The sequence below is a fragment of the Pseudomonas sp. microsymbiont 2 genome, assembly GCF_054788395.1.
In genome coordinates, this window is sequence record NZ_CM139112.1 from 5,162,294 (window position 1) to 5,184,547 (window position 22,254).

At 66.3% G+C, this 22,254-nt stretch carries 22 protein-coding genes; 17 read left to right on the forward strand and 5 right to left on the reverse strand.

Annotation, left to right across the window (positions count from 1 at the left end):
* Positions 1-5 precede the first annotated feature (5 nt).
* From cobJ to cobG, 4 genes are read right to left on the reverse strand one after another with little or no spacing between them, the layout of a single operon-like run.
* Positions 6-1,697 (reverse strand): precorrin-3B C(17)-methyltransferase, encoded by a 1,692-nt coding sequence (cobJ, locus tag ACYUME_RS23240; RefSeq protein WP_460417095.1) that lies wholly within the window; start codon positions 1,695-1,697, stop codon positions 6-8.
* Positions 1,694-2,428 carry a precorrin-2 C(20)-methyltransferase gene (locus ACYUME_RS23245; protein ID WP_460417097.1) on the reverse strand — a complete coding sequence of 245 codons (735 nt, stop codon included), beginning with the start codon at positions 2,426-2,428 and terminating at the stop codon, positions 1,694-1,696. Before ACYUME_RS23245 ends, cobJ begins: the two co-directional genes overlap by 4 nt.
* On the reverse strand, positions 2,425-3,051 hold the full coding sequence (locus tag ACYUME_RS23250; protein ID WP_011535884.1) for a precorrin-8X methylmutase: 627 nt from the start codon (positions 3,049-3,051) through the stop codon (positions 2,425-2,427). The genes ACYUME_RS23245 and ACYUME_RS23250 overlap by 4 nt, the downstream gene beginning before the upstream one ends.
* Entirely contained in the window at positions 3,044-4,369 is a 1,326-nt protein-coding gene (gene cobG / locus ACYUME_RS23255; protein WP_460417099.1) for a precorrin-3B synthase, read from the reverse strand. Before cobG ends, ACYUME_RS23250 begins: the two co-directional genes overlap by 8 nt.
* A 167-nt stretch (positions 4,370-4,536) precedes the next feature.
* On the opposite strand from cobG, the gene cbiE reads away from it, so the two are divergent.
* The 13 genes from cbiE to cycA all read left to right on the forward strand — a co-directional run bounded on the left by cbiE (position 4,537) and on the right by cycA (position 16,490).
* Positions 4,537-5,748, forward strand: a complete 1,212-nt coding sequence (gene cbiE / locus ACYUME_RS23260; RefSeq protein ID WP_460417101.1) for a precorrin-6y C5,15-methyltransferase (decarboxylating) subunit CbiE — start codon at positions 4,537-4,539, stop codon at positions 5,746-5,748.
* Positions 5,741-6,835 carry a cobalt-precorrin-5B (C(1))-methyltransferase gene (locus tag ACYUME_RS23265; RefSeq protein ID WP_460417102.1) on the forward strand — a complete coding sequence of 365 codons (1,095 nt, stop codon included), beginning with the start codon at positions 5,741-5,743 and terminating at the stop codon, positions 6,833-6,835. The genes cbiE and ACYUME_RS23265 overlap by 8 nt, the downstream gene beginning before the upstream one ends.
* On the forward strand, positions 6,832-7,560 hold the full coding sequence (locus ACYUME_RS23270) for a cobalt-precorrin-6A reductase (RefSeq protein WP_460417104.1): 729 nt from the start codon (positions 6,832-6,834) through the stop codon (positions 7,558-7,560). Before ACYUME_RS23265 ends, ACYUME_RS23270 begins: the two co-directional genes overlap by 4 nt.
* An 83-nt stretch (positions 7,561-7,643) precedes the next feature.
* Positions 7,644-7,874, forward strand: coding sequence for a type II toxin-antitoxin system VapB family antitoxin (gene vapB, locus ACYUME_RS23275; protein ID WP_011535889.1), 231 nt, complete (start codon positions 7,644-7,646; stop codon positions 7,872-7,874).
* Positions 7,874-8,284: a type II toxin-antitoxin system tRNA(fMet)-specific endonuclease VapC gene (vapC, locus tag ACYUME_RS23280; protein WP_279882676.1), complete on the forward strand. Its 411-nt coding sequence runs from the start codon at positions 7,874-7,876 to the stop codon at positions 8,282-8,284. The genes vapB and vapC overlap by 1 nt, the downstream gene beginning before the upstream one ends.
* Before the next feature lie 72 nt (positions 8,285-8,356).
* The gene (locus ACYUME_RS23285) at positions 8,357-8,794 is read left to right on the forward strand and encodes an NfeD family protein (protein ID WP_460417106.1); all 438 of its coding nucleotides are present in this window, start codon (positions 8,357-8,359) and stop codon (positions 8,792-8,794) included.
* Between the two features lie 26 nt (positions 8,795-8,820).
* Entirely contained in the window at positions 8,821-9,675 is an 855-nt protein-coding gene (locus ACYUME_RS23290; protein WP_262952530.1) for an SPFH domain-containing protein, read from the forward strand.
* 232 nt (positions 9,676-9,907) lie between these two features.
* Positions 9,908-10,297 carry a DUF2946 domain-containing protein gene (locus ACYUME_RS23295; protein WP_460417108.1) on the forward strand — a complete coding sequence of 130 codons (390 nt, stop codon included), beginning with the start codon at positions 9,908-9,910 and terminating at the stop codon, positions 10,295-10,297.
* 47 nt (positions 10,298-10,344) lie between these two features.
* Entirely contained in the window at positions 10,345-10,827 is a 483-nt protein-coding gene (locus tag ACYUME_RS23300; protein WP_028691292.1) for a copper chaperone PCu(A)C, read from the forward strand.
* Positions 10,828-10,852: 25 nt separating this feature from the next.
* Positions 10,853-11,284 (forward strand): DUF2946 domain-containing protein, encoded by a 432-nt coding sequence (locus tag ACYUME_RS23305; protein WP_279882688.1) that lies wholly within the window; start codon positions 10,853-10,855, stop codon positions 11,282-11,284.
* Positions 11,285-11,353: 69 nt separating this feature from the next.
* Positions 11,354-13,420 (forward strand): TonB-dependent copper receptor, encoded by a 2,067-nt coding sequence (locus ACYUME_RS23310; RefSeq protein ID WP_460417111.1) that lies wholly within the window; start codon positions 11,354-11,356, stop codon positions 13,418-13,420.
* A 58-nt stretch (positions 13,421-13,478) separates the two neighbouring features.
* Complete coding sequence (locus ACYUME_RS23315; protein ID WP_460417112.1) at positions 13,479-14,843, forward strand: PepSY-associated TM helix domain-containing protein; 1,365 nt, start codon at positions 13,479-13,481, stop codon at positions 14,841-14,843.
* A gap of 231 nt (positions 14,844-15,074) precedes the next feature.
* Positions 15,075-16,490 (forward strand): D-serine/D-alanine/glycine transporter, encoded by a 1,416-nt coding sequence (gene cycA, locus ACYUME_RS23320; protein ID WP_460417113.1) that lies wholly within the window; start codon positions 15,075-15,077, stop codon positions 16,488-16,490.
* 86 nt (positions 16,491-16,576) lie between these two features.
* On the opposite strand, the gene ACYUME_RS23325 is transcribed toward cycA, so the two are convergent.
* On the reverse strand, positions 16,577-16,876 hold the full coding sequence (locus ACYUME_RS23325; protein WP_186713780.1) for a hypothetical protein: 300 nt from the start codon (positions 16,874-16,876) through the stop codon (positions 16,577-16,579).
* A 516-nt stretch (positions 16,877-17,392) separates the two neighbouring features.
* On the opposite strand from ACYUME_RS23325, the gene urtA reads away from it, so the two are divergent.
* From urtA to urtD, 4 genes are all read left to right on the forward strand, one after another.
* The gene (urtA, locus tag ACYUME_RS23330) at positions 17,393-18,658 is read left to right on the forward strand and encodes an urea ABC transporter substrate-binding protein (protein ID WP_460417116.1); all 1,266 of its coding nucleotides are present in this window, start codon (positions 17,393-17,395) and stop codon (positions 18,656-18,658) included.
* 79 nt (positions 18,659-18,737) lie between these two features.
* Entirely contained in the window at positions 18,738-20,258 is a 1,521-nt protein-coding gene (urtB, locus tag ACYUME_RS23335; RefSeq protein ID WP_460417117.1) for an urea ABC transporter permease subunit UrtB, read from the forward strand.
* Positions 20,258-21,337: an urea ABC transporter permease subunit UrtC gene (gene urtC, locus ACYUME_RS23340; RefSeq protein ID WP_460417119.1), complete on the forward strand. Its 1,080-nt coding sequence runs from the start codon at positions 20,258-20,260 to the stop codon at positions 21,335-21,337. Before urtB ends, urtC begins: the two co-directional genes overlap by 1 nt.
* Positions 21,334-22,191 (forward strand): urea ABC transporter ATP-binding protein UrtD, encoded by an 858-nt coding sequence (urtD, locus tag ACYUME_RS23345; protein WP_460417121.1) that lies wholly within the window; start codon positions 21,334-21,336, stop codon positions 22,189-22,191. Before urtC ends, urtD begins: the two co-directional genes overlap by 4 nt.
* The last annotated feature ends 63 nt before the right edge of the window (positions 22,192-22,254 follow it).

The following is a 22,254-nucleotide window of genomic DNA, read 5'->3' on the forward strand; positions in this document are numbered from 1 at the left end:
TGCGCTCAGGGCTTGGCGGGGTACCAGCGCGGCGTGTACACCCACTGGCCGCCATCGGCACGGGGGAAGGCGCAGGTGGTCGAGGAGCCGACCAGCACCATGGTGCGCATGTCGACCATCTCCGGCAGCAGCTCGCCCAGGGTCACCACCCGCAGGGTCTGCCCCGGCCGGCCGATATCACGGCCCAGCACCACGGGGGTGCCTGCGTCGCGATGACGACGTACCACCTCCAGCGCCACGCCCAACTGATGAGGCCGGGCCTTGGAGATCGGGTTGTAGAACGCCAACACCAGATCCGCCTGGGCCGCCAGGTCGAGGCGTTTTTCGATGATCGACCAGGGCTTGAGGTTGTCCGACAGCGACATCACGCAGAAATCATGCCCCAGCGGCGCCCCCGCTTGCGCGGCGGTGGCCAGCGAGGCCGAGACACCGGGCAGGATCTGCAACTCGACGCGTTGCCAGGCCGGGTCGCTGGACTCGTGCAACGCTTCGAGCACTGCGGCGGCCATGGCGAATACGCCCGGATCACCGGACGACACCACCACCACCGAACGGCCCTGGGCCGCCAGCTCGAAGGCATGGCGGGCGCGCTGCATCTCTTCGCGGTTGTCGGTGCAGTGCAGCACTTGATCGTCGCGGAAGGGGCCGGCCATGCGCACGTAGGTTTCGTAGCCGAGCACATCCTGCGCACGCGCCAATTCCGCCTTGACCGCCGGCACCATCAGCTCGGCGGCACCAGGCCCCAGGCCGATCACGGCCAGGCGACCCCGGCGACGGCCAACCCGGTCGATGTCGACCGGTGCCGCGGCAACCGCGTGGGCGAGCCCCACGGACGACCCCACACGCGCTTGCGGCAATGCATCAGCCAGCATCCGCTCCAGGCTCTCGGCAGCCGGGGCAAAGCGCAGGGCGACATTCAGTGCCTGTGCAGCCTCGTGCAGGGCCGGCTCCGCCATCTCGGTTTCGCTCGCCAGCAGGCAGGCCAGCGCGGGCTCGGCGATGTTCGCTTGCAGCAGTTCCTCGCGCACCTGTTGCACCAGGTCAGCGCAACCGGCGGTGACCGCCACCACCACGCAACGCGCATGGATCACCAGTTCGTCACGGCTGGCCGGACGCAGTGCGCTGCCCACGTGGATGATGCGTTGCGCATCGTCACTGGCGGGCAACTGCACGTGCTCGAGCCACGGCGCCTCGCCTTCGACACGCACGGTTTCGCCCGCCAGCAGGTCGGAGACGAAGCGCTTGCCCTGTTCCAGGTCTGCCAGCGCGTACCCCTCGGGCGGGTTCAGCAGACAGGTGCCGAAGCGCAGCTCGCCACTGGTGGTGATCGCCGCGCTTACACCCAACGCTTCACCAATGTCTCGGGCCATGACGTTGACCCCGCCCAGGCCACCGAGCAGCGGCACCACGGCGCTGCCATCCTCGGCCACGGCCAGCACCGGCGGCTCGACGCCTTTTTCGCTCAACAGCGGCGCCAAGGTGCGAATGACGATACCCGCCGCGCACAAAGCAATGATCGGCGCGTCTTGTTGATACAGCTCGCGCAGGGTGTCGCCGAAGGCCGCGTAGTAACGGTCGGCCCCCTCCACTCGCCCTTGCAGGCCATGAATCACGGCCTGTGGATAACGCTGCTGGATACGCTGCGCGGTGACCAGGCTGCCTGGGCCGAGAATGACGATTGCCGGTGCCTTGATCATCCCTGCCATTTCTCACCCGGCACGATGATCAGCGAGAAGTAAGGCGAGGACTGTGGGTCGACCTCATCCAGCGCGACGATCTTCTGGTTGGCCATGGTTGCCCGCTCCACGTACAGCGCACGGCTATCCAGGCCCAGTTCGCCGAGCACCTGGCGCACCTTGGGGAAGTTGCGCCCCAGCTTCATGATCACTGCCGCGTCGGCGGCGGCCAGGCGCTGCTTGAGCTCTTCATGAGGCAATACACCGGACAGTACGGTGAGGGTCTGGTTGCGATACACCAGCGGCGCACCGAGCACCGAGGCGCCGCCGAGCATCGAGCACACACCGGGGATCACCTGGGCCTCGTAACGCGACGCGAGGCGATCATGCAAGTACATGTAGGAGCCGTAGAAGAACGGGTCGCCCTCGCAGATCACCGCCACGTCGCGCCCGGCGTCGAGGTGTTCGGCCACCTGTACGCTCGCCTCGTCGTAGAAGTCGCTGATCACCTGCTCGTAGGAGAGCGGCGCGGGCAGCGCCTCGGTGGTTACCGGATACACCAGCGGCAGCAGGGTCTGTTCGGATTGCAGGTGCGCTTCGATGATACCGAAGGCGTTGCCGCGCTTGCCCTTGGCCACGAAGTACGCCACCACCGGTGCCTCGCGCAGCAGGCGCAGGGCCTTGACCGTGATCAGCTCGGGATCGCCCGGGCCCACGCCCAGGCCCAGCAGTCGTCCGCGTGCGTGCATCATTCCACCTCCGTGGCCAGCGCGTTGACCGCGGCGGCGGCCATCGCGCTGCCGCCCAGGCGGCCCTGCATGATCACGAACGGCACGCCGCGGCTGTCGGCGGCGAGCATGGCCTTGGATTCGGCGGCGCCGACGAAGCCGACCGGGAAACCGAGGATCAGCGCCGGTTTCGGCGCGCCGGCATCGAGCATTTCCAGCAGGTAGAACAATGCGGTCGGCGCGTTACCGATCACCACCACGCTGCCTTCCAGGTGCGGGCGCCACAGTTCCAGGGCCACCGCGGAGCGGGTGTTGCCCTCGGCCTTGGCCAGGTCCGGCACGCTCGGGTCGCGCAGGGTGCAGATCACCGGGTTGTTGGCTGGCAGGCGGGCGCGGGTGATGCCTTCGGCGACCATGTGCGCGTCACAGAGGATCGGCGCGCCCTTGGCCAGGGCCTCGCGGCCGGCGGTGCCGGCGCCTTCGGAGAACTGCAGGCCATCGATGGCCTCGACCATGCCGCAGGCATGGATCACGCGCACGGCGAGCTTTTCAAGATCGGCGGGGATCCGCTCGAGCCGGGCTTCCTCGCGGATGATCCGGAAGGAATTGCGATAGATCTCCTGACCATCGCGGATGTAGTCAATCATCAAGGTGCTCCGTCGGCAGGTCGAGCATGGCGCCTGCTTCTTCTGGGGTAAGGTCGGCGCCGCGCAGCCTGCCGAATCCCGGCAGGCGCGCATCGCGCAAGTAAAGGTCATAGCGGCCCGGGGCACGGGCCAGCAGGGTAGCCGGGGCGACGTGGGCCATGGCGCAGGAACGTGGGCAGGCGGAAAGGTGCACGCTGCCCGGGGCACCGTGGTGCAGCAGGGCGGCCAGGGCAATGGCGTCGGCCTTGGTGTCGGCCTGGGCCTTGGCGCAACCACTGGAGCCGGTGCAGGCGACGACCCGCGCCAGCGGATGCTCGTTGTGACAGAGCATGCCGGATGCCGTCAGTTGCGCGCGTGCGTTTTCCAGCTCGGTCGGTTCGAGGGAGGTCAGCACCAGGCTCTGCCAAGGCGTCAGGCGTAAGCTGCCATCACCCGATTGCCGGGCGATATGCGCGGCACAGCGGAGCATTGCGGGCGTCAGGCGCCCGAGGGGTGGTGCGACGCCCAGGGCCACGCCCTGGCGCTGTGGCAGCACGCCCAGCCAGGGGCTTGTCACCACCGGGAGCTGCCAGGCCATCGATACTGTGTCGATCTGCAGGGGCAGCCCTTCAAGGAAGTGCCTCACCGGGCACACCTGCAGCAATTGACGCATGCGCGACTGCTCGGGCGTCGCCAGATCAAGGAAGCGCTCCAACACCGCGCGCACCAGCACCAGCCCCTGCTCCATCGGTACCGCACCCAGCGCCTGGCCATTCGACAGGCTGCTCGCGAGGCCGAACCGCAACCAGATGCGTCCTTCGCCTTGCATCGCGGACAGCCACAGATCATGGGCGTGTTCGCGCATCGCCAGCGCTTCGCCGCCATCGAGCTGCACGGCGAACTTGGCCGAGAGCTTGTGGAACCTGGGTGTGCTCTCCAGCAGGTCGAGGATCTGCCCTGCCAATGGCCGGGTGTCGAACAGCATGGCCGGATCGAGCCCGGCCAGTGGGCTGAGCATGAGGTTGCGTACATCATCGCCCGCCGCGTCACGCGGGCCGAGCCCTGCGGCCAGCAGATGCTCGACCAGGCCCAGATGGTCGTCACCGATGCCACGGATCTGCAGGTTGGCCCGATTGGTAGCCTCGATCACTCCACCAGCGAAACGCTCGGCGGCATCGGCCACGGCATCGGCCTGGTCGGCCAGCAGCAGGCCGCCGGGCAGCTTGATCCGGCAAATGCCGCCGTCGCGCGCGGTAACGATGCGCCACAACCCCGGACAGGCCGAGGGGCGGGGCGAAACTTCGGGGGGCGGGGGCTGCGTCAAGGGGGCATCCGGCAATCGTGAAAGTGCGCTTCAGTGTAGAAGGCGCGGTATTATGCCTGCTTTGTCCGGCGGCATGAAAAACCGGTGGTCGAACGTTTAGACGAATCGCGGGGCAAGCCCGCTCCCACGCGCCCACGTGGGAGCGGGCTTGCCCCGCGATCAATGATTGGTACGAGGAACAGATGGCCCCCTGGCTGACAGTAATAGGCATCGGCGAAGACGGCTTCAGCGGCCTGGGCAAACAGGCCCGCCGCGCCCTGCTGTCGGCCACGCGAATCATCGGCGCCCCACGCCAGCTGGCGCTGCTGCCCCGCTGCGTGACCGCCGAGCAATTGCACTGGCCCAGCCCGTTCTCCCTGGCCCCGGTCATGGCCTTGCGCGGCGAGCCGGTATGCGTGCTGGCCAGCGGCGACCCGATGTTCTATGGCGTCGGCGCCAGCCTGGCGCGCCAGCTGCCCGCCGAAGAACTGCGGGTGCTGTCGATGCCCTCCTCCTGCGCCCTCGCTGCCGCCCGCCTGGGCTGGCCGTTGCAGGATGTGCAGGTGGTCTCGGTGGTCGCCCGCCCGCTGGCCGCGCTCAATGGCCATCTGCACAGTGGCGTGCGCCTGCTGGTGCTGAGCAACGACGAAAGCAGCCCGGCGGCCATTGCCGCGCAGCTGCGCGAACGTGGCTTCGGCCCCAGCCGTCTCCAGGTGTTCGAACACCTCGGTGGCCCGCAGGAGCGAACGCTGAGCGGCACCGCCGATGACTGGCCACACGCCGATATCGCCACGCTCAACCTGGTCGCCATCGAATGCCAGGCCTCGCCTGACACCCCGCGCCTGCCTCGCGTGGCCGGCCTGCCCGACAGCGCCTTCCGTCATGACGGCCAACTGACCAAGCGCGACGTGCGCGCCATCACCCTGGCCCGCCTGGCACCACAACCCGGCGAGCTGCTGTGGGATGTAGGTGCCGGTTGCGGTTCCATCGGCATCGAATGGATGCGCGCCCACCCCAGCTGCCGCACGCTTGCGATCGAGGCTGACGAAGGCCGCCAGGGCTTCATCGAACACAACCGCGACACCCTCGGCGTGCCCGGCCTGCAACTGATTCGCGGCAAGGCCCCCGAAGCGTTGGCCGGGCTGGAACGTCCGGATGCGATCTTCATCGGCGGTGGCGTCACCCGCGAAGGTGTGCTTGATCTGTGCTGGGAGCGCCTGCTGCCAGGCGGACGCCTTGTTGCCAATGCGGTCACGCTGCAAAGCGAGGTCGCCCTGGCACAGTTCCGCGAGCAGCACGGCGGCGAGCTGACCCGCATCCACATCGCCCACACCCAGCCCCTGGGCAGCTTCGACACCTGGCGCCAGGCCCTGCCGATCACCCTGCTCGACGTGGTGAAGCCTCTCGATGCGTGAAGAAACCCGCGAACAGGCCGCGCCACTGCGCAGCGGCCTGACCACCGGCAGCTGCGCCACCGCCACCAGCCTGGCCGCAGCACGCCTGCTGCTGACCGGGCAACGGCACGACGCGGTGGAAATTACCCTGCCCAAGGGCAAGGTGGTGCAGATGCGCCTGGAGTTCTGCCACCTCAAGGGCGACATGGCCGAGGCCGGCACCTTGAAGGATGCCGGCGACGATCCCGATGTCACCCACGGCGCCCTGCTCTTCAGCCAGGTGCGCTTGTGCGCCGAACCTGGCGTTCGCTTCGTCGCGGGCGCGGGCGTGGGGACCGTGACTCGCCCGGGGCTGGTGCTGGCAGTCGGTGAACCGGCCATCAACCCGGTGCCACGCAAGATGATCAGCGACCATCTGCTGCAACTGGCGGGCGATAGCGGCTACCACGGCGGTTTCGAGGTGACGGTCAACGTGCAGGGCGGCGAACAGCTGGCCCTCAAGACCATGAACCCACGCCTGGGCATCCTCGGCGGGCTGTCGATCCTGGGCACCAGCGGTATCGTCCGGCCGTTTTCCTGCTCGGCCTACATCGCCTCGATCCACCAGGGCATCGACGTCGCCCACACCAATGGCTACACCCACATCGCCGCTTGCACCGGCAACGCCAGCGAAGACACCATGCGCCGGGTCTACGACCTGCCGGAGATCGCCCTGATCGAGATGGGCGACTTCGTCGGCGCCGTGCTCAAGCACCTGCGCAAGGTACCCGTGCCGCGCCTCACGCTGTGCGGCGGCTTCGGCAAGATCAGCAAACTGGCCGCCGGGCACATGGACCTGCACAGCCGCCATTCGAGCATCGACCTGCCGCAGTTGGCGGGCTGGGCGGCGGCCATTGGCGCGGATACGGCGCTGCAACAGGCGATCATCGCCGCCAACACCAGCCAGCAGGCCCTCGCCCTCGCGCATGCCGCCGGCATCGCCCTGGGCGATGAGGTGTGCCGCCATGCCCTGGACTTCGCCCGCAGCGTGGTGCCGGCCCAGGTGCAAGTGGAAGTGTTCGCCATCGACCGCCAGGGCGGCATCGTCGGCAAGGCGGGCGTGGCATGAATGGCCGCATCCTGCTGCTCGGCGGCGTCACCGAAGCCCTGGCCATCGCTCGCCAGCTGGGTCCGCAACATGTCTACAGCCTCGCCGGTATCGGCCGCATTCCCCAGGACCTGGCCTGCCAGGTGCGGGTCGGCGGCTATGGCGGCGCCGAAGGCCTGGCCGAGTACCTGCGCGAAGCAGGCATCGACCTGCTGATCGACGCCACCCATCCCTATGCCGCGCAGATCAGCCGCAACGCCGCCCTCGCCGCACGCAGCGCCGGCATTCCCTGCTGGGCCCTGCGCCGCCCGGCGTGGCAGGTGCAGCCCGGCGATGACTGGCGCGAAGTCGAGGACTGGGCCGGGCTGATCGAGGCGCTGGCCCCGTTCCAACGTCCCTTGTTCACCCTTGGTCGCGAACCCCTGCAACATCTGGACGAAATCCCACCACACCAGTTCTGGACCCTGCGCGCCCTCGAGGCGTGCCCCGGTAATGAACGCTGCGAGGTGATCGGTGCTCGCGGGCCCTTCCTCATCGACGATGAACGTGCCCTGTTCGAACGTCGGCAGATCGACGTGCTGGTGAGCAAGAACAGCGGCAGCACGGCCACCGAGCCGAAGCTGGAGGTGGCACGGGCGCGCAGGGTGCCGGTGCTGGTACTCAAGCGGCCAGTACTGCCGGAAGTGGATCGGGAATTCCAGGATGCGAGGCGGCTGCTGGAGGCGCTCCACCTGCCCAAGGCCTGATCGGCACCCTGTATATCCCATTGACATATCCATCTCCGGAATTAAACTCCGGTCATACATTTGCGCTTTCAAGGAGGCCCATCATGGAGCAAGGTGCAGTCTTCAAAAGTAACCGCAGCCAGGCTATCCGCATGCCAAAAGCCCTCGCCCTTCCAGAAGACGTCACCCGCGTGGACATCGTTGCGGTGGGCCGTTCCCGTATCATCTCGCCTGCCGGCGAAAGCTGGGACAGCTGGTTCGAGGGTGACGATGTGAGTGCGGACTTCATGGCAAGCAGGGAACAGCCAGCCGACCAGGAGCGCGAAGGATTCTGATGCTCAGGTACATGCTCGATACCAACATCTGCATTTTCACCATCAAGAACAAGCCACAGGTAGTGCGCGAGGCATTCAATCGCCATCACGGCCAGCTGGCCATCAGCACGGTAACCCTGATGGAGTTGATCTACGGTGCGGAAAAATCCGCCGCGCCGGAACGCAACCTGGCCATTGTCGAGGGGTTCGCCGCACGGCTCGATGTGCTTGACTACGACATTCAGGGCGCCGCTCACACCGCACAGCTACGTGCGGAGCTGGCCAAGGCCGGCACGCCCATCGGCCCCTACGACAGAATGATTGCCGGCCACGCCCGCGCTCGCGGCCTCACACTGGTGACCAACAACCTGCGCGAGTTCCAGCGTGTGCCGGGGCTGCGTGTGGAAGACTGGGTAACATACCCACGCTGACGGTCACGAGATGGCCCTGTGCCTTGATCCTGCCGTAGAATCACCTCTCCCCTTCTGGAAGGCTCCACCCATATGGAAATGCAATGGTGGATCTGGCTCGTCTTCGGCGTGGCCCTGATCCTGCTGGAACTGGTGCTCCCCACCTTCTTCATCCTCTGGTTCGGCGTCGGTGCCGTGCTGGTGTCGCTCGTCTCGCTGCTCGCCCCCAGCCTGCAACTCGATATGCAGGGCCTGCTGTGGGTGGTGTTCTCATCGATCACCACCGTGCTCTGGTTCAAGGTGTTCCGCCGCAAGAAGCCGGACGTGCGCTGGACCGCCGACAGCGTGATCGGCGAGGTCGGCCTGCTGACCGCCAATGTCTCGCAGTTCCAGAAAGGCCGGGTGCGCTTTCAGAAGCCCATCCTCGGCAACGAGGAATGGACCTGCGTCGCCGACAACGACATCCCCGCCGGCGAGCGCGTGCGCCTGGCCGCCATCGAAGGCAACACCGCCCGGGTCACCCGGGCCTGAATCCGCACTAAAAGGAAGTTCGCAGCATGACCAGCCTCATCGTCGTCGGCACCCTCGCCGCATTCGTTCTTATCACCGTGTTCAAGGGGGTGCGCATCGTGCCCCAGGGCGAGGAGTGGATCGTCGAGCGCCTGGGCCGCTACCACAGCACCCTCAAGCCGGGCCTGAACATCGTCATCCCGTACATGGACGTGGTCGCCTACCGCCTGCCGACCAAGGACATCATCCTCGACGTGCAGCAGCAGGAGATCATCACCAAGGACAACGCGGTGATCGTCGCCAACGCCCTGTGCTTCGCCAAGGTGGTCGACCCGCAGAAGGCCTCGTATGGCGTGCAGAACTTCTCGTTCGCCGTCACCAGCCTGACCATGACCTCGCTGCGCGCCATCGTCGGTGCCATGGACCTGGACGAAGCGCTGTCCAGCCGCGAGCAGATCAAGGCGCGCCTGCGCGAAGCGATGTCCGAGCAGACCGAAGACTGGGGCGTGACCGTGCGCTCGGTGGAGATCCAGGACATCAAGCCCTCGCCAAGCATGCAGACGGCCATGGAGCGCCAGGCCGCCGCCGAACGTGAGCGTAAAGCTGATGTGACCCGCGCCGAAGGCAACAAGCAGGCGGCGATTCTCGAAGCCGAGGCGCGCCTGCAGGCGGCCAAGCTCGACGCAGAAGCCCAGGTCAACCTGGCCGAGGCGTCGGCGCGGGCGATCACCCTGGTCAAGGAAGCGGTAGGCAGCGAAACTGTGCCGGCCATGTACCTGCTGGGTGAGCGTTACATTGGGGCGATGGAGAATCTGGCGGGTAGCGACAACGCCAAGGTCGTGGTGCTGCCGGCCGACCTGCAGGAGACCGTGCGCGGGCTGCTGGGGCGTGGCAAGGTCTGATATCACCAGCGCTGCGGGAGCGGGTTCGTGGGAGCGGGCTTGCCCCGCGATGAGGCCCGCCCAAGCAAAATCATTCCCAGGCCTGGCCCTATCGCGGGGCAAGCCCGCTCCCACGAACCCGCGTCTCTGGCGCGACATGCTCTACTTCAGGTGCGGCACTTCACCGCACCCTGGCATTTTTACCTATACTCCGCCGTACAATAGCCATCACGATTCCTGACCGGATCTCTCCATGCCCCCACGTCGGCACATTGCCTGGATAGCCTGCTTCGCAGTGCTGTTCAACCTGCTGGCCATGCCGCTGTCCTCCGCCGCGCCGAAAGGCCCGGCCGAGCAGCTGCTGTGGGGGGCTTTCTGTTCCAGCATGGCCGGCAAGGCCAAGGTCGATGTCCAGGCCCTGGCCAAGATCGACCTAGGGACGCAAAGCGACGACAGCGCCAGCATGATGAACTGCTGGTGCTGCCTGGGCGCCGCGCCCTTGCTGGCCCTGCCAGGCTACCCGCCGCAGTTGCACAACCCGCCCGTGCTGCCGGCGGGGTACTCGCCGCAACTCGCCGACTACCAACCCACGCCGCGCCAGCTATGGCCCGCGCTCAACCCCCGTGCCTCTCCCCTGGCCTGAGTTCACTACGCTGTCTGCCTGAACCTCAACAGATCGGAGACTCACCCATGCTCAAGCAAGCCCTCGTCCTGGCCGCCCTGCTGCTGCCCGGCGCCTATGCCAACGCCCACGAATACAGCAAAGGCGACCTGCACATCGCCCACCCCTGGTCGCTGGAGCTGCCGCCGAATGCGCCCAACGTCGCGGCCTATTTCGTCGTGCACAACAACGGCAAGACCGACGACCGCCTGCTCTCGGCGGACACGCCGATCAGCGCCGACGCCCAGCTGCACGAGCATGCGATGAGCGCCGCCGGCGCCATGAAGATGCAGCAGGTGCAAAGCGTGGTGGTGCCCGCCGGCAAGGACCTGACCTTCGCCCCCAGCGCCTACCACGTGATGATCATGCAGCCCAAGGACCGCAGCCTGCTGACCGACGGCAAGCGCTTCCCGCTGACCCTGCACTTCGAGAAGGCCGGTGACATCACCGTCGAAGTCGCCGTGCAGAAGCAGCCACCGGCCGAGCAGGCCGCGCACGAGCACGCGCACTGACCTGATCGACTGACTGGCGCTCACCATGAGCCTGCCGCGCTACAGCTCCGTCCGCACTACCCGCCCTGATCGCAGGCGCGTCGGTGGCGGCTGGCTGAGCCTGTTCGCCATGTGGATGATCTTCATCGGCCCGCTGGTTTCCCAGTCGATGCCGATGGAGCACCACGCCGGCATGTCCATGCCCATGGACATGTCGATGAGCATGCCCATGGCGCACGGTCACGACGAGCACCACGGCCACGGCAACGACGGCCAACTGCATGTGATGTGGGAGAAGTGCGGCTACTGCAGCCTGCTGTTCAACTGCCCAGCCCTGCCCCAGACCCTCAGCCCGCTCAGCGCGGATAGCATCACCCCACCCAGCCACCTCACCGTCGCCACGCGCCAGGGCCATGCCCGGCAGGCTGTATTCCCCGGCGCCCGCAGCCGCGCGCCGCCCCGTTCGATCGTCGCCTGAACACCACACGCTAAACGCCCGAAGCCAGGAGGCTTCGCGCTGACTCATGACTGATCGACTGGAATCATTATGTCCGGCTGCACCCCTGTTTTTGCCCTTTCCCTGCGCGGCACCGTCGCCGTGCTCTGCGGCTCGCTGCTCGCGCCACTGGCCCTTGCCGCCGAAACCGGCCATGAAGGCCATGTGCACGACCCGGCCGAGCTGAGCCCGACGGTGATCACCGCCATCGCCCCCAGCTCGCCGCTGACCGTGGTCACCAACCCCAAGGACCCGCGCCAGCCCGTGCCGGCCAGCGACGGCGGCGACTATCTCAAGACCATCCCCGGCTTCTCGGTGATCCGCGCCGGCGGCACCAACGGCGACCCCGTGCTGCGCGGCATGTTCGGCTCGCGCCTGAACATCCTCACCAACGGCGGCATGATGCTCGGTGCCTGCCCTGGCCGCATGGACGCCCCGACCTCGTACATCTCGCCGGAGACCTACGACCGCCTCACCGTGATCAAAGGCCCGCAGAGCGTGATCTGGGGCCCGGGCGGCTCCGCTGGCACCATCCTGTTCGAGCGTGAGCCGGAGAAGTTCGGCGAGCTGGGCAGCCGGGTCAACGGCAGCGTGCTGGCCGGCTCCAACGGCCGCTTCGACAAGGTGCTCGACGCCGCGGCCGGCAACCAGCTCGGCTACGTGCGCTTCATCGGCAACCAGTCGCACTCCGACGACTTCGAGGACGGCAACGGCGACACCGTGCCTTCGCGCTGGGACAAGTGGAACGGCGACGTCAGCCTCGGCTGGACCCCGGACGCCGACACCCTGCTGGAACTGACCGCCGGCAAGGGCGATGGCGAAGCCCGCTCCGCCGGGCGCGGCATGGACGGCTCGCAGTTCAAGCGCGAAAGCCTGGGCCTGCGCTTCGAGAAGTCCAACCTCGGCGAGGTGCTCGACAAGGTCGAGGCGCAGCTCTACTACAACTACGCCGACCATGTAATGGACAACTACACCCTGCGCACCCCGTCGGGCACCGGCATGATGGGCATGCCCATGGTCAGTAACGTCGACCGCCGCACCATGGGCGCGCGGATCAAGGCCACCTGGCGCTGGGCCGACGTGCAACTGATCAGCGGCATCGACGCGCAGACCAACGAGCATCGCCAGCGCGGCGGCATGGGCGTCAACGCACACAAGGGCCAGCCTTGGACCAAGGACGCCGACTTCCACAACTACGGCGCCTTCGGCGAGCTCACCTGGTATGCGACCGGCGAGGACCGCCTGGTCACCGGCGCCCGCCTGGACCGTGCCTCGGCCCGCGACTTCCGCAAGGGCAGCGCCACCGAAGGCGACACCCGCGCCGACACCCTGCCCAGCGGCTTCGTGCGCTACGAGCACGACCTGGCGGCGATTCCGGCCACCACCTACATCGGCCTCGGCCACACCCAACGCTTCCCCGACTACTGGGAGCTGTTCTCGCCCAAGCGCGCCCCGGCCGGCTCGGTCAACGCCTTCGACGGCATCAAGCCAGAGAAGACCACCCAGCTCGACTTTGGCATCCAGTACCGTGACGAGCGCCTGGAAGCCTGGGCCTCGGGTTACGTCGGTCAGGTCCGCGACTACATCCTGTTCGACTACCAGCGCAACATGATGGGTTCGCTCACCTCCCAGGCACAGAACATCGATGCGCGCATCATGGGCGGCGAACTGGGCGCGGCCTACAAACTGACCGAAAACTGGAAGGCCGACGCCACCCTGGCCTACGCCTGGGGCAAGAACAGCAGCGACGGCAAGGCCCTGCCACAGATGCCACCGCTGGAAAGCCGCCTGGGCCTGACCTACAGCCGCGACACCTGGAGCGTCGGCGCCCTGTGGCGCCTGGTGGCCGAGCAGAACCGCATCGCCCAGAACCAAGGCAATGTGGTCGGCAAGGACTATGACACCAGCTCAGGCTTCGGCGTGTTCTCGCTCAACGGCGCCTACAAGGTCAACAACAACCTCAAGCTCAGCGCGGGCGTCGACAACCTGTTCGACAAGGCCTACGCCGAGCACCTGAACCTGGCCGGGAACGCCGGGTTCGGCTACCCGGCCAACGCCACGGACCCGGTGAACGAGCCAGGCAGGACCTTCTGGACCAAGGTCGACTTCAGCTTCTGACAACAACAAACGGGCGCGGGGCCTGACCGCGCCCACTTAAGGTCTACGGGAGGCTCTAATGAGCAAACCAAACGTTTCCTTCTACAACCTTGCGTGGCGCTGGCATTTCTATGCCGGGCTGTTCGTGGCGCCGTTCATGATCCTGCTGGCAATCACCGGGATCATCTACCTGTTCAAGCCGCAGCTCGATCCGTTGATGTACCGCGAGCTGATGGTGGTCGAGGCCGGCCATCACCGACAGAGTGCCGATACGCTGCTGGCCAACGTGCGCCAGGCTTATCCACAGGGCCACGTAGGCCAGTACCTACCGCCGCTGAATGCCGAACGCAGCGCGCAGTTCGTCGTGCATGACGGCGGGCGCGAGCTGAACGTGTTCGTCGATCCGTACAGCGGCAAGGTGCTGGGCGAACAGGACGGCAAGCAGAACCTGCAAGCCATCGCCCGTGCCCTGCATGGCGAACTGATGGTCGGCACGGTCGGCGACCGGCTGGTGGAACTGGCGGCCGGCTGGGGCATCGTCCTGGTCGTGTCCGGCCTCTATTTATGGTGGCCACGCGGGCGCAGCAGCGCCGGGGTGCTGTGGCCACGCCTGAGCGCACGCGGCCGTGTGCTGTGGCGCGACCTGCATGCCGTCACCGGCTTCTGGGGTTCGGCATTGCTGCTGTTGATGCTGATCAGCGGCATGACCTGGACCGGGCTGTGGGGCAAGCAGTACGCCGACCTGTGGAACCGCTTCCCGGCGGCCATGTGGAATGACGTGCCCAAGTCCGATGAAGAAGCACGCGACCTCAACAGTGCTCATCGCCAGACCGTGCCGTGGGCCATGGAGAACACCCCGATGCCGGTGTCCGGTGCCCATGCCGAGCATGCCGGGCATCACATGATGGATCACGCCCCCGCCGCGCCGCAGGTCAGCCTGCAGCAGGTCGAGAACATCGCCGATCTGCGCGAGGTCGAGCCGGGCTACAGCATCACCCTGCCGACCAGTGCCGACGGCGTGTTCACCATCGCGGTATTCGCCGACGATCCGCGCAACGATGCCACCCTGCATGTGGACCAGTACACCGGGCAGGTGCTGGCCGATGTGCGCTGGCAGGACTACAGCCCAGTGGCGCGTGCCACGGAGCTGGGGGTGATGCTGCATGAGGGCAAGATGTTCGGGCCGTTGAACCAGATCGTCATCCTGCTGGTGTGCCTGATGATCCTGCTGGGCTCGGTGAGCGGGCTGGTGATGTGGTGGAAGCGCAAGCCGGCCGGTGGGCTGGGGGTGCCGCCGCTGCGTCATGACCTGCCGCGCTGGAAGATGGCGGTGGGGGTGATGGTGGTGCTGGGCGTTGCCTTCCCGCTGGTGGGGATTTCGATGGTGGTGATGTGGGGGGTGGATAGCCTGGTGATGAGACGCCAGATCATGGTCAGGGCCTGATATCGCAATCGCGGGGCAAGCCCGCTCCCACGCCTGCCCTGTGAGATCAGCGTGGGAGCGGGCTTGCCCCGCGATGAGGCCGGCACCAACAACCATTGATTCCCGTCATGTCGAGCACCGCGCTGCACCGCCAAGATCGTGCCGATCTGCCGCACCCGCGATCGGAACGCGACGTGATAGCCTAACCGGCTTTCGCTCACAAAAAGACTGACCCTCAATGGAATGCAGCCCATGACCCGGACCTCCCAGACACCCTCTGAAGAGCAGCACCTGCAACGCAACCTGACCAACCGCCACATCCAGCTCATCGCCATTGGCGGCGCCATCGGCACCGGCCTGTTCATGGGCTCGGGCAAGACCATCAGCCTGGCCGGCCCGTCGATCATCTTCGTCTACATGATCATCGGCTTCATGCTGTTCTTCGTCATGCGCGCCATGGGCGAGCTGCTGCTGTCGAACCTCAACTACAAGTCGTTCATCGACTTCTCCGCCGACCTGCTCGGCCCCTGGGCCGGCTACTTCACCGGCTGGACCTACTGGTTCTGCTGGGTGGTCACCGGCATCGCCGACGTGGTGGCGATCGCCGCCTACACGCAATTCTGGTTCCCGGACCTTCCGCAGTGGATACCGGCGCTGAGCTGCGTGGCCCTGCTGCTGTCGCTGAACCTGGTCACGGTGAAGATGTTCGGCGAGATGGAGTTCTGGTTCGCCCTGATCAAGATCATCGCCATCATGGGCCTGGTCGCCACCGGCCTGTACATGGTCATCACCGGCTTCCAGTCGCCGAGCGGCCACACCGCCACCCTGGCCAACCTGTGGAATGACGGCGGCATGTTCCCCAACGGCCTGCTGGGTTTCTTCGCCGGCTTCCAGATCGCCGTGTTCGCCTTCGTCGGTATCGAGCTGGTAGGCACCACCGCCGCCGAGGCGAAGAACCCCGAGCGCACTCTGTCGCGGGCGATCAACTCAATCCCGGTCCGCATCATCGTGTTCTACGTGCTGGCGCTGATCGCCATCATGGCGGTCACCCCTTGGCGCGACGTGGTGCCGGGCAAGAGCCCGTTCGTCGAGCTGTTCGTGCTGGCCGGCCTGCCGGCGGCGGCGAGCATCATCAACTTCGTGGTGCTCACCTCGGCGGCCTCGTCGGCCAACAGCGGCGTGTTCTCCACCAGCCGCATGCTGTTCGGCCTGGCCCAGGAGGGCGATGCGCCCAAGGCGTTCGAGAAACTCTCGCGCCGCGCGGTGCCGGCCAACGGCCTGTACTTCTCCTGCACCTGCCTGCTGCTGGGCGCGGTGCTGATCTACCTGGTACCCAATGTGATCGAAGCTTTCACCCTGGTGACGACGGTGTCGGCGGTGCTGTTCATGTTCGTGTGGACGCTGATCCTGCTGTCGTACCTGAGCTACCGCAAACAGCGCGCGGCGCTGCATGAGCAGTCCACCTACAAGATGCCCGGCGGGCGTTTCATGTGCTATGTGTGCCTGGTGTTCTTTGCCGGCATTCTGGTGCTGTTGAGCCTGGAGGCGGATACCCGCTCGGCGCTGGTGGTGACGCCGATCTGGTTCGTGATTCTGGCGGTGACCTATCAGTTCGTGCGCAGCAGGCGCCAGCCGCGTACCGCCGTGCGTGGGGCGTCGAACAACTGATCCTGAACCCATCGCGGGGCAAGCCCGCTCCCACGCCTGCCGTGTGAGGTCGGCGTGGGAGCGGGCTTGCCCCGCGATGAGGCCCGCTAGCCTTGCTCCAACCCTTCAAGCACGGCTTCGGCCAGCGCCAGGCCTTTCTCCAGCGAGTTCTCCGTCGCCGTCAGCAAGCTGCGCAACGGCTCCCCCGCCTTCTCCAACGCGGCAGCATTGGTCTCATACGCCGCCTTCAACGCCGCCACCGCGCACACCAGCGCATCCTCGCTATCAACGCCAGCACGTACCGAGAGAATCGGATCATGGGCGTGATTGCAGGTGCCGAAGTGGGAACAAGCGGTGACGGGACGGGATTTGCGGGGACTGTGGTTGACCAGCGATTCCTGGTTCATGGCTGCACCTCTCGATGAAAGGTGGCGATCTCGACAAATGCGAACGGTGGATCTGGAACGATCTTCTTGAGCATGGTGCGACTCCTTGCAGCCTTCTGAAGTGTATCTCCGTGCCCATACGCCAATATGGGTGGACGGAGCCGTGCGGGTTGGCGTTGCCGGTCAGAAGGTCCGGTGAGCCCGAAGGCTCCCACACACGGCTCCGCCCATAACGGGTGCAACCATGCAGGACACGCTATCGCAGGTGCGATGTGCCCGGTTCTGACAGCGGGACGCCAATCCCGAACCGCAGAAACTACTGCGGTGCGGCACGGTACTCAAGTAGTGCTTATGTGTCAAAAGTGTTCATCGCCCTCGGCCCCAATCCTGTGCAGGCCCAACCTGCAAGCACCATCCTGGCCCCACCCCGCGCCCCGATTCGTCGCACAACCGCTCTATCGCGCACCTTCCATCGCTCGGCACAGCCTTTGCACTCTCCGACTAGGCCAACACCCACCATCACATCGGAGTGAGCACATGAAGCGACGCAGTCTGATCAAGGCCTTCACCCTCAGCGCATCGATCGCCGCGATGGGCCTGAGCTGGAGCATCCAGGCCGCCGAGACCATCAAGGTCGGCATCCTGCATTCGCTGTCGGGGACCATGGCGATTTCCGAGACCTCGCTCAAGGACATGGCGCTGATGACCATCGACGAGATCAACGCCAAGGGCGGGGTCAACGGCAAGCAGCTCGAGGCGGTGGTGGTGGACCCGGCGTCCAACTGGCCGCTGTTCGCCGAAAAAAGCCGCCAGTTGCTGACCCAGGACAAGGTGGCGGTGGTGTTCGGCTGCTGGACCTCGGTGTCGCGCAAGTCGGTGCTGCCGGTGTTCGAGGAGCTCAATGGCCTGCTGTTCTACCCGGTGCAATACGAGGGTGAAGAGATGTCGCCGAACGTGTTCTACACCGGCGCCGCGCCTAACCAGCAGGCAATCCCGGCAGTGGAATACCTGATGAGCGAGGACGGCGGCGGCGCCAAGCGCTTCTTCCTGCTGGGCACCGACTACGTCTACCCGCGCACCACCAACAAGATCCTGCGCGCCTTCCTGCACAGCAAGGGCGTGGCCGACAAGGACATCGAAGAGGTCTACACGCCGTTCGGCCACAGCGATTACCAGACCATCGTCGCCAACATCAAGAAGTTCTCGGCCGGCGGCAAGACGGCGGTCATATCCACCGTCAACGGCGACTCCAACGTGCCGTTCTACAAGGAGCTGGCCAACCAGGGGCTGAAGGCTACCGACGTGCCGGTGGTGGCGTTCTCGGTGGGCGAAGAGGAGCTGCGCGGCATCGACACCAAGCCGTTGGTGGGGCACCTGGCCGCGTGGAACTACTTCGAGTCGGTGGATAACCCGGTGAACCAGAAGTTCGTCGCCGACTGGAAGGCCTACGCCAAGGCCAAGAACCTGCCGGGGGCCGACAAGGCGGTGACCAACGACCCGATGGAGGCCACCTACGTAGGCATTCACATGTGGGCGCAGGCGGCGCAGAAGGCCGGCAGCACCGATGTGGACAAAGTGCGCGAGGCGCTGGCCGGGCAGAGCTTCAAGGCGCCGTCGGGCTTCACCCTGACCATGGACAAGAGCAACCACCACCTGCACAAGCCGGTGATGATCGGCGAGATCCAGGATGACGGGCAGTTCAGCGTGGTGTGGCAGACCGAGGAGCCGCTGCGGGCGCAGCCTTGGAGCCCGTTCATTCCGGGGAATGACAAGCGGCCTGACTATGCAGTGAAGGGCAACTGACGCCATCGCGGGGCAAGCCCGCTCCCACGCTGCACTCACCTCTGGATGGGGGGCGGCGTGGGAGCGGGCTTGCCCCGCGATGAATCCACCGCCGATTTCCAGGATGGCCCGCATGCTCAGACTCCTGCTCACACTATTGCTGCTTCTACCCCTGGCCACCCAAGCCAGCGAGGGCGAATTCTTCCTCAGCGCCAAACCCGCCGAACAGGCCAACCTGCTCGAAACCTGGGCCGCGCAACCGGACCCGGCCCGCCTGCCGCTGCTGGAAAACCTGCGCCAAGGCCGCATCGCCGAAGGCGACACCCGCAAACTGCGCCTGAACAACCGCCTGCGCGGCCTGATCGACAACGCATTGGCTAGCCATCAATTACTCAGCGACCAAGCCAACGTGCGCCTGGCCGCAGCTCAGCAACTGCAGAAAACCGCGCAACCGGCGCAGATGGCCTTCCTCGACCGCCGCTTCGCCAGCGAACCGGACGCCGCCGTGCACGCGGCTCTCGGCCTGGCCCTGGCCAACCTGCAACTGGGCGCCAGCGAGCCCGCGGTACGCCTGGCCGCCGTGCGCCTGCTCGGCGAAACCGGCGACCCGCTGGCCCGCACCCGCCTCGAAGCGCTACTACAACCCGACGCCGAGACCGACGCCGCCGTGCGCACCGCCGCCGAAACCAGCCTGGCCCAGGTACAGCGCAAGCTGCTGGTCGGTGAATTGCTCGGCCAAGCCTTCAGCGGCCTGTCGCTGGGTTCGATCCTGCTGCTGGCGGCGCTGGGTCTGGCGATCACCTTCGGCCTGCTCGGGGTGATCAACATGGCTCACGGCGAAATGTTGATGCTCGGCGCCTACAGCACCTACATGGTCCAGGTGCTGCTGCAACGCTATGCCCCCAGCGCCATCGAGTTCTACCCGCTGATAGCCCTGCCGGTGGCCTTCGCCGTCAGCGCCGGGGTCGGCATGGCCCTGGAGCGCACAGTGATCCGCCACTTGTATGGCCGCCCGCTGGAAACCCTGCTGGCCACCTGGGGCATCAGCCTGATCCTGATCCAGGCCGTGCGCCTGATCTTCGGCGCGCAGAACGTCGAGGTGAGCAACCCGGCCTGGCTGTCCGGCGGCATCCAGGTGCTGCCCAACCTGGTGCTGCCGTACAACCGCCTGGTGATCATCGGCTTCGCCCTGGCGGTGGTGCTGCTCACCTGGCTGCTGCTCAACCGCACCCGGCTGGGCCTGAACGTGCGCGCCGTCACCCAGAACCGCAACATGGCGGCCTGCTGCGGGGTGTCCACCGGTCGCGTCGACATGCTCGCCTTCGGCCTCGGCTCAGGCATTGCAGGGCTCGGCGGCGTGGCCCTGAGCCAGGTCGGCAACGTGGGGCCTGACCTGGGCCAGAGCTACATCATCGACTCGTTCCTGGTGGTGGTGCTCGGCGGCGTCGGCCAGTTGGCCGGTAGCCTGTGGGCGGCCTTCGGGCTGGGCATCGCCAACAAACTGCTGGAGCCGCAGATCGGTGCGGTGCTGGGCAAGATACTCATCCTTGCGCTGATCATTCTGTTCATCCAGAAGCGCCCGCAAGGCCTGTTCGCCCTCAAGGGACGGGTAATCGACTGATGAACCAGCCATTGATTGTCACTGCCTCGCGCAAGGTCGGCACACGAGTGTCGCTGGCCATCGGCGCCGTTGTCGTCCTGGTGCTGCTGGCCCTGCCGCTGCTGTCGCTGCTGCCCGACGGGCATGCCTTGCAGGTCTCGGCCTATACCCTGACCCTGGTCGGCAAGATCCTCTGCTACGCCATCGTCGCCCTGGCCCTGGACCTGGTGTGGGGCTACGCAGGGTTACTGTCTTTGGGCCACGGCCTGTTCTTCGCCCTGGGCGGCTATGCCATGGGCATGTACCTGATGCGCCAGGCGGCCGGCGATGGCTTGCCGGGGTTCATGACCTTCCTGTCGTGGAGCGAGCTGCCCTGGTACTGGGCCGGCACCCAGCACTTCGCCTGGGCGCTGTGCCTGGTGGTGCTGGCGCCGGGGCTGCTGGCCCTGGTGTTCGGCTTCTTCGCCTTCCGCTCACGGATCAAGGGCGTGTACTTCTCGATCATGACCCAGGCCCTGACCTTCGCCGGGATGCTGCTGTTCTTCCGCAACGAGACTGGCTTTGGCGGCAACAACGGTTTCACCAGTTTTCGCACCATCCTCGGCTTCGACATCGCCTCCCAAGGCACCCGGGCCGTGCTGTTCCTGCTCACCGTGGGCCTGCTGCTGGGCAGCCTGTTCCTATGCTGGCGCCTGACCCAGAGCAAGTTCGGGCGCCTGCTCACTGCCGTGCGTGACGCCGAGAATCGCCTGATGTTCTGCGGCTACGACCCGCGCGGCTTCAAGCTGCTGGTGTGGGTGCTCAGCGCCGTGCTGTGCGGCCTGGCCGGGGCGCTGTACGTGCCGCAGGTGGGCATCATCAACCCCAGCGAGATGTCGCCGACCAACTCCATCGAGGCCGCCGTGTGGGTGGCGCTGGGCGGGCGCGGCACACTCATCGGGCCGCTGCTCGGTGCCGGGCTGGTCAATGGCATGAAGAGCTGGTTCACCGTGGCGTTCCCCGAGTTCTGGCTGTTCTTCCTCGGCGCGCTGTTCATCCTCGTCACCCTGTACCTGCCCAAGGGCGTGGTCGGCCTTGTGAAGAAAAGGAGCCAGCCATGAGAAGCGTACCCCCGGTGCATCCGGAATTCATGCTGGAACCGATCTTCGACCAGATCGGCAGCGGTCGCGAGGCCATCGGCCTCGGTCGGCGCCGCGAGGCCGGGCTCGACACCCGCCACGGCACGGTGCTGAGCCTGGAGGGCATCAGCGTCAGCTTCGATGGTTTCAGGGCGCTCAACGACCTTAACCTGTACATCGGCGTCGGCGAGCTGCGCTGCATCATCGGCCCCAACGGCGCCGGCAAGACCACGATGATGGACGTGATCACCGGCAAGACCCGCCCCGATACGGGTACCGCGTTTTTCGGCGACACCCTCGACCTGACCCGCATGAGCGAGTACCAGATCGCCCAGGCCGGCATCGGCCGCAAGTTCCAGAAACCCACGGTGTTCGAGGCGCTGACGGTGTTCGAAAACCTGGAGCTGGCGCTCAAGGCCGACAAGTCGGTGTGGGCCAGTTTGGTGGCGCGGTTGTCCGGCGAGCAACGCCAGCGCATCGAGGAGGTGCTGACCACCCTGCGCCTGCTGCCCCTGGCACAGCGCCAGGCGGGGTTGTTGTCCCATGGGCAAAAGCAGTTCCTGGAGATCGGCATGCTGCTGGTGCAGGAGCCGAGGTTGCTGCTGCTCGACGAGCCGGTGGCGGGGATGACCGATGCCGAGACCGAGTTCACCGCCGAGCTGTTCCGCTCATTGGCGGGCAGGCATTCGCTGATGGTGGTGGAGCATGACATGGGCTTCGTCGGCAGCATTGCCGACCATGTGACGGTGCTGCACCAGGGGAGTGTGCTGGCGGAAGGATCGCTGGCGCAGGTGCAGGAGGATGAGCGGGTGGTCGAGGTGTATCTCGGTAGATAGGCCTGTGAGGGTGGCGTGGGAGCGGGCTTGCCCCGCGATTGCACCAGCCCGGCCAACATCATT

What these genes read in the sequence shown, in the direction of transcription:
- cobJ (WP_460417095.1), bottom strand. Translation starts at nt 1,697, where the DNA reads ATGATCAAGGCACCGGCAATCGTCATTCTCGGCCCAGGCAGCCTGGTC.
- ACYUME_RS23245 (WP_460417097.1), bottom strand. Translation starts at nt 2,428, where the DNA reads ATGATGCACGCACGCGGACGACTGCTGGGCCTGGGCGTGGGCCCGGGC.
- ACYUME_RS23250 (WP_011535884.1), bottom strand. Translation starts at nt 3,051, where the DNA reads ATGATTGACTACATCCGCGATGGTCAGGAGATCTATCGCAATTCCTTC.
- cbiE (WP_460417101.1), top strand. Translation starts at nt 4,537, where the DNA reads ATGGCCCCCTGGCTGACAGTAATAGGCATCGGCGAAGACGGCTTCAGC.
- ACYUME_RS23265 (WP_460417102.1), top strand. Translation starts at nt 5,741, where the DNA reads ATGCGTGAAGAAACCCGCGAACAGGCCGCGCCACTGCGCAGCGGCCTG.
- ACYUME_RS23270 (WP_460417104.1), top strand. Translation starts at nt 6,832, where the DNA reads ATGAATGGCCGCATCCTGCTGCTCGGCGGCGTCACCGAAGCCCTGGCC.
- vapB (WP_011535889.1), top strand. Translation starts at nt 7,644, where the DNA reads ATGGAGCAAGGTGCAGTCTTCAAAAGTAACCGCAGCCAGGCTATCCGC.
- vapC (WP_279882676.1), top strand. Translation starts at nt 7,874, where the DNA reads ATGCTCAGGTACATGCTCGATACCAACATCTGCATTTTCACCATCAAG.
- ACYUME_RS23285 (WP_460417106.1), top strand. Translation starts at nt 8,357, where the DNA reads ATGGAAATGCAATGGTGGATCTGGCTCGTCTTCGGCGTGGCCCTGATC.
- ACYUME_RS23290 (WP_262952530.1), top strand. Translation starts at nt 8,821, where the DNA reads ATGACCAGCCTCATCGTCGTCGGCACCCTCGCCGCATTCGTTCTTATC.
- ACYUME_RS23295 (WP_460417108.1), top strand. Translation starts at nt 9,908, where the DNA reads ATGCCCCCACGTCGGCACATTGCCTGGATAGCCTGCTTCGCAGTGCTG.
- ACYUME_RS23300 (WP_028691292.1), top strand. Translation starts at nt 10,345, where the DNA reads ATGCTCAAGCAAGCCCTCGTCCTGGCCGCCCTGCTGCTGCCCGGCGCC.
- ACYUME_RS23305 (WP_279882688.1), top strand. Translation starts at nt 10,853, where the DNA reads ATGAGCCTGCCGCGCTACAGCTCCGTCCGCACTACCCGCCCTGATCGC.
- ACYUME_RS23310 (WP_460417111.1), top strand. Translation starts at nt 11,354, where the DNA reads ATGTCCGGCTGCACCCCTGTTTTTGCCCTTTCCCTGCGCGGCACCGTC.
- ACYUME_RS23315 (WP_460417112.1), top strand. Translation starts at nt 13,479, where the DNA reads ATGAGCAAACCAAACGTTTCCTTCTACAACCTTGCGTGGCGCTGGCAT.
- cycA (WP_460417113.1), top strand. Translation starts at nt 15,075, where the DNA reads ATGACCCGGACCTCCCAGACACCCTCTGAAGAGCAGCACCTGCAACGC.
- ACYUME_RS23325 (WP_186713780.1), bottom strand. Translation starts at nt 16,876, where the DNA reads ATGAACCAGGAATCGCTGGTCAACCACAGTCCCCGCAAATCCCGTCCC.
- urtA (WP_460417116.1), top strand. Translation starts at nt 17,393, where the DNA reads ATGAAGCGACGCAGTCTGATCAAGGCCTTCACCCTCAGCGCATCGATC.
- urtB (WP_460417117.1), top strand. Translation starts at nt 18,738, where the DNA reads ATGAATCCACCGCCGATTTCCAGGATGGCCCGCATGCTCAGACTCCTG.
- urtC (WP_460417119.1), top strand. Translation starts at nt 20,258, where the DNA reads ATGAACCAGCCATTGATTGTCACTGCCTCGCGCAAGGTCGGCACACGA.
- urtD (WP_460417121.1), top strand. Translation starts at nt 21,334, where the DNA reads ATGAGAAGCGTACCCCCGGTGCATCCGGAATTCATGCTGGAACCGATC.